The organism is Marinomonas sp. MED121 (assembly GCF_000153025.1).
Taxonomy (GTDB): Bacteria; Pseudomonadota; Gammaproteobacteria; order Pseudomonadales; family Marinomonadaceae; genus Marinomonas.
Window position 1 is genome coordinate 450,202 of record NZ_CH672430.1, and the last position, 14,281, is coordinate 464,482.

The following is a 14,281-nucleotide window of genomic DNA, read 5'->3' on the forward strand; positions in this document are numbered from 1 at the left end:
CTAACGCACTTTCGGTAAGTCTTGCCAGCTTGTGGTGTAAGCTGGCGAGAGGTGCTCACGCTTCATTAACCAAACAGGACCAGTTCCCTGTGACGCAAAGTAGACATGACCGACTCCTTGATTAATCTTATCCAGCACTTGCATTAATTTTTCTGACCTAGGTGATGACTCAACAGAGCAAAACAATTCACCCTGCTCTTGTGCTAAATCATATAAATCTAACAAAATCACCCCAGCTTTCGCATATTGAAAACCCGCCTTCCAAAGCTTATCTAAGCCTTTTTCAACCGCCTTAATCAACACCCTAGTGTCATCACTAGGACAGGCTAAAGATATCATGGTAGAGCCTGAATATTGCTTCTCATTAGGGCTAAACGCACTGGTTCGAATAAAGATACTTACCAGCTTGGCTTGGCTTTTTTGCATTCTGAGTTTTTCCGCTGCCCGAGTGACATATTTAGATAATGCCTCTCTTAGTTTCTCCTTCTCATTAATACGCGAAGCAAAAGAACGACTACAAATAATTTGCTGCTTAACAGGTGTTACCGACTCTATTTCAAGGCAAGAAATCCCCCTCAATTCGCACACAGTACGCTCCAGTACCACAGAAAACTGTTCGCGTATCATGGTGATATCCGCCTGAGCTAATTCAAGCGCTGTCTTTATTCCTAAGGCATGCAGCTTTTTAGATAAACGTCGCCCAACACCCCAAACATCAGCCACATCCACCAGGGCTAATAACCTTTGTTGCCTTGCTGGGTCCATTAAATTCACCACACCGCCTGTGGCTTTATATTTTTTCGCCCCATGATTGGCTAATTTAGCAAGCGTCTTGGTGGGCGCAATACCAATACACACGGCAATACCAGTACCCTTATCCACCTTGTGTTTAAGGTCTTTTGCAAATACAAGTAAGTCCGTACATGTATCTACACCAGTCAGGTCTAGAAACGCCTCATCAATAGAGTAAATTTCCACTTTAGGTGCCGCGGCCTCCAACATGCGTATCACCCGGTTCGACATATCAGCATACAAGGCATAATTAGATGAAAAACACTTAATGTCATGGCGCTTAATATCATCCGCTAACTGAAACACAGGCCCACCCATTTTAATCCCCAAGGCTTTTACCTCTTGGGAACGAGCAACCACACAACCATCATTATTGGATAACACCACAACAGGTTTATGCTTTAAATCCGGTCGAAACAGCTTTTCGCAGCTCGCATAGAAATTATTGCAATCAACCAAGGCAAATATCGCACTCACTGTGGCCTCTGAATATTACGCACCACACTAATCACCACACCAAAGACGTCTAATTCAGACTCTTCTGTAATAGCGATCGCCGCATACGCCTTGTTCTTAGGCCTCAAGGCAACATTGGGTTTAAGCACAAGCTCTTTTACTGTCATTTCCCCATGAATACAGGCAATCACAAAATCCCCATGACGAGCAGTCAAAGAACGATCAACAATCAAGACATCATGATTATAAATCCCCGCCTCAGACATGGACTCTCCTTGTACTCGTACAAAAAAAGTGGCCTCTGGATGCTTAATACAAAGTGCATTTAAATCTAGCTTGCGCTCAATAAAGTCGTCAGCAGGTGATGGAAAGCCCGCTGAAACAGGCTCCACATAAAAGGGAATTTGGACGCTATTCGCATCAATAAAAGCACGGGATTCTGATGTACCCAAATAAGAGACTCGCATATCAACTCCAAAAAAACTGTATATATATACAGTATAGTTTAAAGTTTTTACGCGTAATAGCCCTAATTATCCACAAACTCAAATTCCACTTAACGCAGTTTGTCAAAAAACATGCTCTAATAGCTAGGGAACCTACGATTAAGTCACCTCTTTTCAGTCTTATCAGAAAAAGTATCACGCAAGGCGTTACTTTGACGTAATGTAGGTACCTTTCGAGAAGTGACAACACAGGGTGTTACTTTCTCTGAAATGCCGTTTAGGTATTCTTCAAAGACCCAAAGGGCGTGGTCTAAAAACCCTATCTTTAGGTTGAGGAGCTTATCAATAGAATAACTATTAAGTTGCGCTCCTCGCCATAAATCTAGTGGTTTTTATCCACACGCTGAGGCGGGAGGACTTATTCGTAGGTTCCCTAATCCAAACATATATGATAGAAAAAAGGAGTACTTATGTTTGCCATGGAAGTAGATCAAGATATTAAACTAGGCCTAGTTGATACCGGCTTTTCAAAAGCCTATGCCGAACTTGCTAAAGCAAATTATGACTATTTAAAACAATGGCTTGCTTGGCCGGATTTTTGTCAATCCGCAGACGATTTCAGGCAGTTTGCTAAAAGGTCATTACATGATTATGCCGATGGTAAGAGCCTAACCTGCGGCATTTTTTATCAAGAAAATTTAGTGGGTAATATTAGCTTTAATGATATTGACCATAAGCTTAAAAAAGTCACTATGGGTTATTGGTTAAGCGCTGATTATCAGGGTAAAGGCATTATCACTCGAGCCTGTCAGCACCTTATTCAATACGCCTTTAATGAGCTTGATATGCAAAAAATACAAATCAGTGCCGCCAAAGAGAATCTGGCTAGTCGTGGTGTGTGTGAACGCCTCAATATGACCTTAGAAGGTACAATTACCCATGCAGAAAAAGTGAGCGATCGTATTTTAGATCATGCTATCTATGGTTTGTATCGAGAAAGCTAAATTTATCTAAAGGTGATACCAGCTGTGTATCACCTACCTTCTCTCTCTTCTCTATAAAAATAATTAATCCTTATATTTCAATAAACTAGACCAAAAAGTACTTAAGTCACCTATTTGTGCCTACTGCTTTTTCCCTATTATTTGAAGTTACAATAAGAGCATCAGTCATTTATAGGAAGTTTCCTCATGCTTAATATGCAATTTCAGCAACGCCTAGTTATTGAGAGCCAAGCGCAAAAGTGGCAAACAAGTCCTAGCCCTTTGGTTTATCGTAAACCTTTAGAAAGAGAAGCCAAAGAGTCCGGTCATACCACCAGTATTGTGAAATATGAAGCTAATGCTCATTTTGCTTCACACCCTCACCCTAAAGGAGAAGAGATTTTTGTCTTAGAAGGTACCTTTAGTGATGAACACGGAGATTATCCAGCAGGCTCCTATTTACGCAATCCAGCGAACACACAACACTCACCCCATAGTGTTACGGGCTGTACTTTATTTGTGAAACTTAATCAGTTTCAACAAGGGGATCAGCAAGCTGTCAATATCAATACTCAAACACGGGATTGGCTTTTAGGCATTGGTGGACTGCAAGTCATGCCATTGCATGAGTTTGAAGGTGAGCATACCGCCCTAGTAAAATGGCCAGCGGGTGAACATTTTCAACCCCATAGGCACTTTGGCGGTGAAGAAATTTTGGTACTCGAAGGGGAGTTTCGTGATGAACATGGCGTGTACCCAAAACACACCTGGTTACGCAGCCCTCATATGAGTGAACATAACCCCTATGTATTAGAAGAAACCGTCATTCTAGTAAAAACAGGCCACCTGCCTTTAGTATAACTGTCGTCTGTTTAGTGAATATAAATGTGTATTCACTAAACAATCTAAAGAGTAGAACGCTCAACGAGCTTAAGTTGAATCTGACAATTAAGACAGATTCAACTTAATTAAAGTCGTGCTGTATTGCACAATACATGCAGCTAAGAAAATTCTGACAATGACATAGTTCCACCCCGTCATCTGGCTAGCAAGGCGCTCTATGATGAGTGTTAAAAACGAGCCCTGTAAAAATTTAGGAAATTTCTCTAGGTCAAGTAAAGGCATTAAGATAAGCAAGGTACTAATGCCTGCCACAAGCGACATTTGCCCCCAGAAATAATCAATATTACGCGCAGCAAACCAAAGCACATTCCAAAGTGCAACAAAGGCAATTAAACGATAACAAAAAGGGAGAAATTTAGTTAAAAAGTCCGGTATTTGATTGGCGTAACGCCCCTGTTGGAAGCTTGCGATTAATGCCAGTATCATACAAATGTCAGTTAAAATGCCCATGTTTATCCTAATCTTTTCGTAAAAGTGATTGCTAAATTAATGTGAAGGTTTGGTATCTGTTTTTAAGGCCAAATAAGAGGCATAAATACGAGTGCCTGTGGTAAGCCAACAAAGGCTAGCAAATATCCACGCAGCATAGACAAAGTAAGCAGGCATTAAACAAATGAAAATAAAGAGACCGATAGTTTCTGCCCCTTCCGTCAACCCACCTAGGTAAAACAGAGACTTTTTACCATAATCTAGCTGCTTAATCTGACGCTTTTCAGCCATGATGGCAAACGCTAGAAAACTACTGCCAGTCCCCATAAAGCTAAAGATCAAAAAGGCAGCAGGCAAAGCATTTGTGTCAGGACTTGCTAGGGCAAAACCGAAAATCACGGCCGAATAAAAAATAAAATCTAGGGTAATATCTAGGTATCCCCCAAGATCTGTTGGTTGAGTTTGACGAGCAATAGCACCATCAAGGCCATCACAAAGGCGATTAATAATAATCAAGAAAAGGGCGAGTCCATAAGCCTGAAAAGCCAAACTTGGAATCACCATGATACCCAATAAAAAGCCAAATACAGTCACTTTATTGGCGCTAATTTGTTTTGTTACAAGGTAGTTGGCTGTGGTATCAAGCGGCCATTTAAGCAACTTGATAAAATGTCTATCTAACATAGTTTCCCATTTATTTTGATCGAGTATGACTGCTACCTAAGAAATGCCCATCAATTTATTTCATCAAGCAGACACAGATTGTATCCTGCTTAATTGAAGGTATGATTACATAATTTTATGCGTTACTCATTGCAGATTGAGCATAATACACAAACCCACTCTCAAGCGCCCAGAACGAGCATAACAACCCCATGATACATTTTAAGAAGTATGGCCAAGATAACGAACCTTTAGTCGTGATACACGGACTATTTGGCAATAGTGATAATTGGCACTCTATTGCTCAATCATTGAGCGAACATTTCACGGTTTATTGCCTCGATTTACCCAATCACGGTAAATCTGATGACTTAGAAAATGCAGCCTACGATATCATGGCAAATGCGATTCATCAGTGGATGCAAACAGAACAGATTGAAAGCTGCTTCTTGTTAGGACACTCAATGGGTGGGAAAGTTGCAATGCAATTTGCCTCCCAATTCCCTGAAAAGGTGAAGCGTCTGATCGTAGCAGATATCGCGCCAGTAGATTATGAATCTAGTCACCATACTATTTTTGACGGCCTTAAAGCGATCGATCTTGAGCATATTAAAAATCGCAAAGAAGCGGACACGATTTTAGCTGAGTACGTAACTACCCTAGGTGTCAGACAGTTCTTATTAAAAAGCCTGATCAAGACAAATACGGGGTTTGAGTGGCAAGTAAACATTGATAATCTTTTTAACAACTATGCACAAATTCGTGCCACACCTCCTTTTGCCAAGGCCTACCAAGGTGACACCTTATTTATAAAGGGGGAGAATTCGGATTATATTCAAGCCCAACATAAGGATGCTATTTTAGCTTGGTTCCCCAAAGCGCAAGTAAAAATGATTCCAGGTACAGGACACTGGTTACATGCTGAAAAGCCCTTGCCTTTTACCAGTCTCGTGAAACGTTTTTGCCAAAAGAATTGACATAAACTAACAGATAGCAGGCATAGAGTCTGCTATCTAATGATTCAGTAAAGAGTGTATTTACTAAGAAAAGCAGTAAGTTACCTACTTTTATATCCAAATACCTTTGATAGACTTTGATGTAATTCTTCATCAAGGACATACAATGAAAGTCTACTTTTTAATGACTGGCCTGATATTTGGCTTATCTCACACCAGCATCAGTGCTGCCCAAACACCAACAGGCTCACCGCCCTCTTTTGCCGAATTAGACCTTAATCATGACGGTGAAATCTCAAGAGATGAAGTGAGCAACGAGAAACTACTAGATTCCTTTTTTCAGCTAGATCAGAATGTTAGCGGCACTTTAACGCCAGATGAATATCCTCCAAAGCATCATAAAGGGAGAGGACAAGGGATGCAAAAAGGACAAGGTATGCATCCGAGTAAAAAGCCATCCTTCACTGAGTTAGACTTAAATGCTGATGGCAAACTCACACTCGATGAACTTAAAGGTCCTTTAGCTAGGGAAGCTGCGAATAAGTCCTCCCGCCTCAGCGTGTGGATAAAAGCCGCTAGATTTATGGCGAGGGGCGAAACTTAATAGTTATTCTATTGATAAGACCCTTAACGTAAAGATAGGGCTTTTAGACCACGCCCTGTGGGTCTTTAATAAAAAATGTCACTCTACGTTGTCCCTTCTCGAAAGGTGCCTACATCACGTCAAAGTGTCGCCTTGTTTGACAGTTTTTCTTAAAGACTGAGAAGAGGTGATTTAATCGCAGTTTCCCTAGAGCCTTTGATCGCTTTGATCTTGATCATAGTGGCAGCCTCACAGAGGATGAACTGCCCTCACCGCCTACTCGAAATTAAGCTGACTATTTTGCGCTAAATCTCAGTGCTTGTTTGCTACTAATACTTTGTATTAAAAATAGAAAATAAGCCCCAAGCAGCAGGCGGTTTCCTTGCTAATTGCATAATTGAGTAAAAAAAGCAGTCACTTAAAAAAGTGAATTTCTATATACTCTTGCCTCAATTACTTACAAGGAGAGTGACATGGATCATCTCGCAGCAGAGTCGTTGCAAAAACCTAAAATGTCGGCAAAAGAATTTACCGCATTGACCGCAACTCTTATGTCAATTGTTGCGATTTCAATTGATGCATTACTGCCTGCACTTGGCATCATCACCCAAGACTTACAGATTCAAAACCCTAACCAAGCACAGTTATTGATTGGTGCTTTGTTTTTAGGCATGGCCACAGGTCAGCTAATTGCAGGTCCATTATCTGATGCGTTAGGACGTAAACCGGTTTTATATGCCGGGCTTTTCATCTATTCAATCGGTACGCTAACTTGCTTTTTTGCCCCCAGTTTTGAAGTCTTACTTGCAGGGAGAATCATTCAAGGATTAGGCGCAGCTGGGCCTTATATTTCTGCTGTATCGCTAGTGAGAGATCAATACAAAGGCCGAGAAATGGCAAAAGTCATGTCTTTAGTCATGATGATTTTCATTCTGGTGCCAGCCCTTGCGCCAAGTTTAGGTGAGATGATTTTGCTCTTTACTAACTGGCATGGCATTTTTGTGATGTATGGCCTTTATGCGCTCATCATTCTGACATGGATTAGCTTTCGCTTGGAAGAAACGCTCAAACCAGAACAGCGAATTCCTTTCAGCAGAGCGGGTTTTTTTGCAGGTTTTAAAGAGGTTATTTCGAATAAAAGCACCATAAGTTTAACCTTCTGTGCAGGCTTGATGTTTGGCTGCCTGATTGGCTACATTAGCTCTGCTCAACAAATTTTCCAGGTGCAATTTGAGACAGGAAAACTCTTTAGCGTCTATTTTGGTGGGCTTGCACTGCTCGTCGGTGTGTCGTCATTGGTCAATTCTAAAATAGTGGGTCGCCTTGGCATGCACCTGATCAGTAAGCGTGCTTTTAGTGTCATCATACTTAACTCAATTATCTTTTTAATTGTTCAGTCGCTGGTTGAAGTACAACTTTGGATGTTTGTTATTTTTGCAGGGATACTATTCTTCTGCTTCGGTTTATTGTTTGGCAATATCAATGCCATGGCAATGGAACCTATGGGCCATGTTGCCGGTATTGCCGCCGCTGTCATTGGTGCTATTTCATCTATCATGTCCAATATTGTCGGAACCAGCATAGGACAAATGTATAACAATACCCTGATACCTATGACTCTGGCTTATATTCTACTTTGCTCATTGGCGTTGGCTCTCTTGTACTATGCCGAGAAGAAAACCAATGAAACAAAACAAGAAGAGGAAGGCTCGGCAAACCATGCTTAAAGCGATTCATCATGCTGCGATTATTTGCTCAAATTATGCCAAGTCGAAGCATTTTTACTGTGAGATACTAGGGCTTCAAGTCATCGCTGAAAATTATCGCGAAGCACGACGTTCTTACAAGCTCGATTTAGCCTTACCTGAAGGTGGGCAGATTGAGCTATTCTCCTTTGAAGGTGCGCCAGCAAGACCTAGTCTCCCTGAAGCGCAAGGCCTGAGACATTTAGCCTTTGTAGTAGACTCAGTCGCTGCATATAAAGACTATTTAATAACGCAAGGGGTTAAGGTCGAAGAGATTCGCATCGATGAATATACAGGTAAGGCTTTTACCTTTTTTCAAGATCCTGATGGCTTACCTTTGGAGCTTTATCAAGCCTAAAAAGCTGAAAAAAACCATACTAAAAAGGGCGCTATTGCGTCCCTTTTTAGTGTTCACACAAGCCTTTAAGAAGGCTTTTTAGCGAAACGATATTCATCAGCGTAATAAGTACCTAGCATACGAATCTCTTCGGAGAAAAAGCGTAGCTCTTCCAACGCTGACTGCATTTCAGGGGCTTGAAAGTGACTCTCAACATCCACGTAAAATTGAGTCGCGGTAAACGCGCCATTGACCATATAGCTTTCTAGTTTAAGCATATTGATACCATGAGTCGCAAATCCCCCCATCGCTTTATAAAGGGCGGCAGGTATGTTGCGCACACGAAACATGAATGAGGTGATATAAATCTGCTCAGAATTTAAAGGCGGTAATTTATGCTGTTTTGCAAATACCAAGAAGCGCGTGGTGTTCCCTTCCCTATCATTAAAGTGAGACTTTAAAATTTCGAGCCCATATAACTCAGCCGCCAATTCTGACGAAATGACACCGAGTCCATCTTCGCCGGTTTCAGCTAAATGCTTAGCTGCACCTGCGGTATCGTACATAGCAAGGTTGGTTGCACCTAACGCCTTAATACCGTCATCACACTGGGCTAAAGCCTGAGGGTGACTACCGATTTGTTTAATATCTTCAAGGCGAGTCCCTGCTTTTGCCATCAAACAATGGTTCACTGGCTCAAAGTGTTCTTTCACAACATAGAGCTCAGTTTTACGTAACTCCCGATAAATTTCTTCAACCCGTCCCGCCGTCGAGTTCTCTACTGGGATCATGGCGTACAAGGCCTCTCCTTGCTCAACCATTTGCATTGCTTGTGCAAAAGTCGCACAGTTGATCATTTTCGAATCAGGAAAGGTATGCTTACAGGCTAGATGAGAGTAGGCACCGGGTTCCCCTTGATAAGCAACTACATGGCTAGCATCAAGGGCAATTAAAGAATCTGGCATAGGTTAAACGTCTTCTACTGAATTTTTATTACTAAGTGTGGGATAATCCTCTACAGTAACAAACACTCAAACTAAAGCAAGATAAGCACAGCTCATTTAGATTCAAAATGAAGGAAAAACTGGCTGCTTTTAGGTGCATTGATAAAGGGTTATTAAAAGATGATTAAATGGGTAGCCATTAAACTAATCCGTGTTTATCAAATTATAATTAGTCCATTGATAGGAAGTAATTGCCGTTTCTATCCTAGTTGCTCAGCTTATATGATAGAGGCAATGGAACGCTTTGGTTTTTTTAAGGGCCTATATTTAGGCATTAAGCGTCTAGGAAAGTGTCATCCACTACATGAAGGCGGAATGGACCCTGTACCTGAAAAAAAGCCATGTAAACACAAACATTAGTTTTGGGGTGTCACTTGCAACTTGAGCTCACTGGCAATTAATACAGCTTGGGTTCGGTTATTTATACTTAACTTTTTAAATATAGCGGTAATATGGGCTTTAACTGTGGCTTCAGAAATATTCAATTCATAAGCAATTTGTTTATTTAACAAACCTTCATGCAGATAGCACAACACCTTGTATTGGGATGGTGTTAACTCGGACACTCGCTTTACCATATCCAAATCCGGCTTAGGCTGATTTAAAACAGCGTCTTTTAAGTGCTCAGGTAACCAAATTTCTCCTTCTAGAATTGCATTTATCGCCTGTGCAATATCACTTGGTTGACTGGTTTTTGGGATAAACCCTAGGGCGCCCGCCTCTAATACTTTTGCCATCACACTGGTATCTTCTTCCCCAGAGATAACCGCTACCGGCAAATCGACAAAATCAGAACGAATACGAATGAGACCATACAGGTCACCACTTCCCGGCATATTTAAGTCTAACAAGAGTAAATCAAGGTCTGGGGCTTGGGCTAAAAAAGAAAGGGTAGTGTCTAGGTCTTGTGTTTCATGTATCTCTATATTGTCAAACAAGCCTTGCAGAGCCCCTTTTAAGGCACCACGAAATAAAGGATGATCATCAGCAATTAACAGTGAATACATAATTCCCTTCACCTTCTTTTTATTGTTTTTAAAGACAAAATAAGCGTAAAAACCGCGCTACGCTTACTCAAAAGTGTAACACTAAAGAGAGTAAGAATAGAGCGGTCAATTTAACACTTAGTCAGATTATTTATTTAATCGGTTCTCAATAAGGTCATCGACAACACTTGGATCAGCCAGTGTGCTGGTATCGCCGAGTGAGTCATGCTCATTAGCCGCTATCTTACGCAAAATTCGACGCATAATTTTACCAGAACGGGTTTTTGGCAAACCTTGCCCTGCCCACTGCATCAAATCAGGCGTCGCGATTGGGCCAATCTCATCACGCACAAATTGACGAATGTCTTTCGTCAGCGCTTCCGTAATTTCAACACCGTCGACCTGACTTAAATAAACATAAAGGCCCTGACCTTTAATGTCATGAGGATAGCCAACAACGGCGGCCTCAGCCACAGCAGGGTGAGCAACCAGAGCGCTCTCGATTTCTGCGGTACCCAGACGGTGACCTGAAACATTCAGCACATCGTCTACACGCCCCGTAATCCAAAAATAGTCATCCTTATCACGGCGAGCACCATCACCGGTGAAATACATACCATCATAAGTGCTGAAATAAGTTTGCATAAAGCGTTCGTGATCACCATAAACCGTGCGTGCTTGTGATGGCCAAGAATCTAACAAGACTAAACCACCTTCCACATCTTCGCCTTGAGCCTCAACAAAGTGACCTTCGCCATCGACTAAAGCAGGCTGCACGCCAAATAAGGGCCCGACACAAGAACCTGGCTTCATGTCTTTACCGCCCACTCTAGGGGTCATCATGATGCCGCCCGTTTCCGTTTGCCACCAAGTATCTACTACGGCGCAATTCTCTTTACCCACCTTGGTGTAATACCACCACCAGGCTTCAGGGTTTATCGGCTCACCCACACTACCTAAGACACGTAATGAGTCCCTATGACTTGTTTGGATAGGCTCATCACCTTTAGACATTAAAGCGCGGATAGCGGTTGGCGCAGTATAAAGAATATTGACATTATATTTATCGACAATACGACCAACACGGCCACAATCAGGATATGTCGGCACACCTTCAAACATGACGCTAGTGGTGCCATTAGCAAGCGGGCCATAGACAATATAGCTGTGACCTGTGATCCAGCCGACATCAGCGGCACACCAATAGACATCATCAGGCTGTAAATCAAAGACAACTTCATGGGATAAGCCGGCATAAACCATGTAACCGCCGGTCGTATGAACCACGCCTTTAGGTTTACCTGTTGAGCCGGATGTATAAAGAATAAAGAGAGGGTCTTCTGCCTGCATAGGCTCAACCGGACAATGAGGTTCACAACTTTCAACCAGCGCTTTCCAATCAACATCTAGTTGATCGTTCCAGTCAACGTCTCTTTGGGTGTGAGGAAAAACAACCACATGCTCAACACTCGGACAAGCATTATCTGCGACAGCAAGGTCAACATTATGCTTTAGAGGTACCTTGTTGCCCGCACGTAAACCTTCATCGGCGGTCAACACCAACTTGACCTCACAGTCATTAAGACGGTCTGCGATCGCATGAGCAGAAAACCCGCCAAAAATAACCGTATGAATTGCGCCAATACGAGCACAGGCTAGCATGGCATAAACCGCTTCTGGAATCATTGGCATATATATAGCGACACGATCGCCTTTTGTGACACCAAGTTTTTTCAAGCCATTAGACAAGGAGGCAACCTCATCATGTAGCTGCTGGTAAGTGATTTCTTCTTGCTTACCTTCAGAATCGCCTTCCCAGAAATAGGCGACTTTACTTGCTTTATCAGCAAGATGTCGATCGATGCAGTTATAACTCGCATTTAACACACCATCTTCGTACCAACGGATATCCACATTATTCCGTTCAAAGCTGGTATTTTTAACCTTGGTATAATCTTGTATCCAATCAATACGTTTACCTTGCTCACCCCAGAAGGCATCTGGGTTGGTAATTGATTCTTGATACATACTCTCAAATGTTTTTTGATCTATGCCGACATTTTTTTTGCTGGCACTGGGTACGGCAACTGTCAAAGGTTCCATTGATTTTGCTCCTGTTCTTAAATTTGTTATCAAGGATGCTGTCATCACTATATATTGCTAAAGACTAAGAACCATTACACTTTAGTCTTAATTATTATTTTTATATTTAACCGATACTTAGGCCAAAAATTTATTCAATCTTGCCTGTTCCTCTTAGTTTCTATCAAGGAGGCTATCATCACTATCTCTTGCTAAAGACTAAGAACCATTACACGTTAGTCTTAATTATTACTTTTATATTTAACCGATACTTAGGCCAAAAATCTTATTCAATCTTGCCTGTTCCTCATATTCGACATCAAGGAGGCTATCATCACTATCTCTTGCTAAAGACTAAGAACCATTACACTTTAGTCTTAATTATTATTTTTATATTTAACCGATACTTAGGCTAAAAATCTTATTCAATCTTGCCTGTTCCTCATATTCGACATCAAGGAGGCTATCATCACTATCTCTTGCTAAAGACTAAGAACCATTACACGTTAGTCTTAATTATTACTTTTATATTTAACCGATACTTAGGCCAAAAATTTTATTCAATCTTGCCTGTTCCTCATATTCGACATCAAGGAGGCTATCATCACTATCTCTTGCTAAAGACTAAGAACCATTACACTTTAGTCTTAATTATTATTTTTATATTTAACCGATACTTAGGCCAAAAATCTTATTCAATCTTGCCTGTTCCTCATATTCGACATCAAGGAGACTATCATCACTATCTCTTGCTAAAGACTAAGAACCATTACACGTTAGTCTTAATTATTATTTTTATATTTAACCGATACTTAGGCCAAAAATCTTATTCAATCTTGCCTGTTCCTCTTAGTTTCTATCAAGGAGGCTATCATCACTATCTCTTGCTAAAGACTAACAATCATTACACTTTAGTCTTAATTATTATTTTTATATTTAACCGATACTTAGGCCAAAAATCTTATTCAATCTTGCCTGTTCCTCATATTCGACATCAAGGAGGCTATCATCACTATCTCTTGCTAAAGACTAATGGCAAATTAGATTTTCGAGCAAGCTAGAACTAAGCATTAACGCTATTACTGGCCTCTCTTGTTTATAAGCACCTGATAAAAAAACAAAAAAAGAGGCACTTGGCCTCTTTTTTAACACAGATTAGTGATCTACAAAACCCGTCCCGCTTTTACAAAAAATGGAATCGTCACATCGCGTTTTTCAAGTGGCTCTTGCCAAATCTGAATAATGGCATCCCAAGCATCCGCCAATACCTGCTGTGCATCCTCTTCGCCTAAGGCTCTAATTGCTGACCAAGTACGCATATAATCAAATAAACGATAAGCATTCCATTTAAAAGAGAGTTCAAATTCAGGCACATCTAACATTTCCAATGGAAATGACACATCGTCATATTGATTCCATAGGATTTGATTTTGATCAGGCCAATGTGGTTTAAGGGTATTCATAATTTTAGTGCTAATGATGTCATCGATTTCAGGACACACACTCAGCCAACTATAACCCCAACAGGCAAACACGCCACCTGGCTTGAGGGTTCTTTTAACTTCTGGCCAAAATTTATCAAGATCAAACCAATGTAATGCTTGTCCCACACAAATAGCATCAAAATGTTGATCTGGATATTCACATATCTCTGAAGGAGAGACTTTATAATTTACTTTACGATGAGGGGTGGCCTCCGCAATCTGAGCTTCACTTATATCAGTCGCTTCTACTTGCTCAAAATAGGCCGCTAAATCAATCGATACCTGGCCAGTTCCACAGGCGCAATCCCAAACACATTGTTGGTTTTTGACTTGGTTGGATAGCCATAGATAGAGTTCCGGCGGATAAGTCGGTCGCCCTTTTGAATAGACATCTGACGGAAAGTCAAAATAAGATTGCATTAACTCATTCCC

General features: G+C 41.1%; 15 protein-coding genes. 7 read left to right on the top strand and 8 right to left on the bottom strand.

From position 1 onward, the window contains the following. Together umuC and umuD are read right to left on the bottom strand one after the other, a co-directional pair. Positions 1-1,260 carry a translesion error-prone DNA polymerase V subunit UmuC gene (umuC, locus tag MED121_RS09960; protein ID WP_165474620.1) on the bottom strand — a complete coding sequence of 420 codons (1,260 nt, stop codon included), beginning with the start codon at positions 1,258-1,260 and terminating at the stop codon, positions 1-3. A gap of 5 nt (positions 1,261-1,265) precedes the next feature. Next, a complete protein-coding gene (gene umuD, locus MED121_RS09965) occupies positions 1,266-1,715 on the bottom strand; it encodes a translesion error-prone DNA polymerase V autoproteolytic subunit (RefSeq protein WP_009833555.1) in 450 nt (149 codons plus the stop codon). A 449-nt stretch (positions 1,716-2,164) separates the two neighbouring features. Between umuD and MED121_RS09970 the strand changes: the two genes are divergently transcribed. Both MED121_RS09970 and MED121_RS09975 read left to right on the top strand, forming a co-directional pair. Beyond that, the gene (locus MED121_RS09970; RefSeq protein WP_009833556.1) at positions 2,165-2,698 is read left to right on the top strand and encodes a GNAT family protein; all 534 of its coding nucleotides are present in this window, start codon (positions 2,165-2,167) and stop codon (positions 2,696-2,698) included. A 186-nt stretch (positions 2,699-2,884) separates the two neighbouring features. Continuing rightward, on the top strand, positions 2,885-3,538 hold the full coding sequence (locus MED121_RS09975) for a cupin domain-containing protein (RefSeq protein WP_009833557.1): 654 nt from the start codon (positions 2,885-2,887) through the stop codon (positions 3,536-3,538). 87 nt (positions 3,539-3,625) lie between these two features. Here MED121_RS09975 and MED121_RS09980 read toward each other — a convergent pair whose 3' ends face one another. Both MED121_RS09980 and MED121_RS09985 read right to left on the bottom strand, forming a co-directional pair. Beyond that, entirely contained in the window at positions 3,626-4,030 is a 405-nt protein-coding gene (locus tag MED121_RS09980; RefSeq protein ID WP_009833558.1) for a hypothetical protein, read from the bottom strand. A gap of 36 nt (positions 4,031-4,066) precedes the next feature. Continuing rightward, positions 4,067-4,693: a CDP-alcohol phosphatidyltransferase family protein gene (locus MED121_RS09985; RefSeq protein ID WP_009833559.1), complete on the bottom strand. Its 627-nt coding sequence runs from the start codon at positions 4,691-4,693 to the stop codon at positions 4,067-4,069. A 191-nt stretch (positions 4,694-4,884) separates the two neighbouring features. On the opposite strand from MED121_RS09985, the gene MED121_RS09990 reads away from it, so the two are divergent. From MED121_RS09990 to MED121_RS10005, 4 genes are all read left to right on the top strand, one after another. Next, the gene (locus MED121_RS09990) at positions 4,885-5,649 is read left to right on the top strand and encodes an alpha/beta fold hydrolase (protein ID WP_009833560.1); all 765 of its coding nucleotides are present in this window, start codon (positions 4,885-4,887) and stop codon (positions 5,647-5,649) included. A gap of 145 nt (positions 5,650-5,794) precedes the next feature. Further along, positions 5,795-6,232 carry an EF-hand domain-containing protein gene (locus tag MED121_RS09995; protein WP_009833561.1) on the top strand — a complete coding sequence of 146 codons (438 nt, stop codon included), beginning with the start codon at positions 5,795-5,797 and terminating at the stop codon, positions 6,230-6,232. Between the two features lie 452 nt (positions 6,233-6,684). Then, a complete protein-coding gene (locus tag MED121_RS10000) occupies positions 6,685-7,938 on the top strand; it encodes a multidrug effflux MFS transporter (RefSeq protein ID WP_009833562.1) in 1,254 nt (417 codons plus the stop codon). After that, positions 7,931-8,314 carry a VOC family protein gene (locus MED121_RS10005; RefSeq protein WP_009833563.1) on the top strand — a complete coding sequence of 128 codons (384 nt, stop codon included), beginning with the start codon at positions 7,931-7,933 and terminating at the stop codon, positions 8,312-8,314. The genes MED121_RS10000 and MED121_RS10005 overlap by 8 nt, the downstream gene beginning before the upstream one ends. A gap of 65 nt (positions 8,315-8,379) precedes the next feature. Here the strand turns inward: MED121_RS10005 and MED121_RS10010 are convergent, their stop codons facing one another. Next, positions 8,380-9,258 carry a prephenate dehydratase gene (locus tag MED121_RS10010; protein WP_009833564.1) on the bottom strand — a complete coding sequence of 293 codons (879 nt, stop codon included), beginning with the start codon at positions 9,256-9,258 and terminating at the stop codon, positions 8,380-8,382. 159 nt (positions 9,259-9,417) lie between these two features. On the opposite strand from MED121_RS10010, the gene yidD reads away from it, so the two are divergent. After that, positions 9,418-9,657 (top strand): membrane protein insertion efficiency factor YidD, encoded by a 240-nt coding sequence (gene yidD, locus MED121_RS10015; RefSeq protein WP_009833565.1) that lies wholly within the window; start codon positions 9,418-9,420, stop codon positions 9,655-9,657. Here yidD and MED121_RS10020 read toward each other — a convergent pair. The 3 genes from MED121_RS10020 to MED121_RS10030 form a co-directional block, all read right to left on the bottom strand. Next, on the bottom strand, positions 9,654-10,304 hold the full coding sequence (locus MED121_RS10020) for a response regulator transcription factor (protein ID WP_009833566.1): 651 nt from the start codon (positions 10,302-10,304) through the stop codon (positions 9,654-9,656). The two genes, yidD and MED121_RS10020, sit on opposite strands and share 4 nt — an antisense overlap. A 126-nt stretch (positions 10,305-10,430) precedes the next feature. Beyond that, on the bottom strand, positions 10,431-12,386 hold the full coding sequence (gene acs, locus MED121_RS10025; RefSeq protein ID WP_009833567.1) for an acetate--CoA ligase: 1,956 nt from the start codon (positions 12,384-12,386) through the stop codon (positions 10,431-10,433). A gap of 1,142 nt (positions 12,387-13,528) precedes the next feature. Further along, entirely contained in the window at positions 13,529-14,269 is a 741-nt protein-coding gene (locus MED121_RS10030) for a class I SAM-dependent methyltransferase (RefSeq protein WP_009833568.1), read from the bottom strand. Positions 14,270-14,281: the final 12 nt, after the last annotated feature.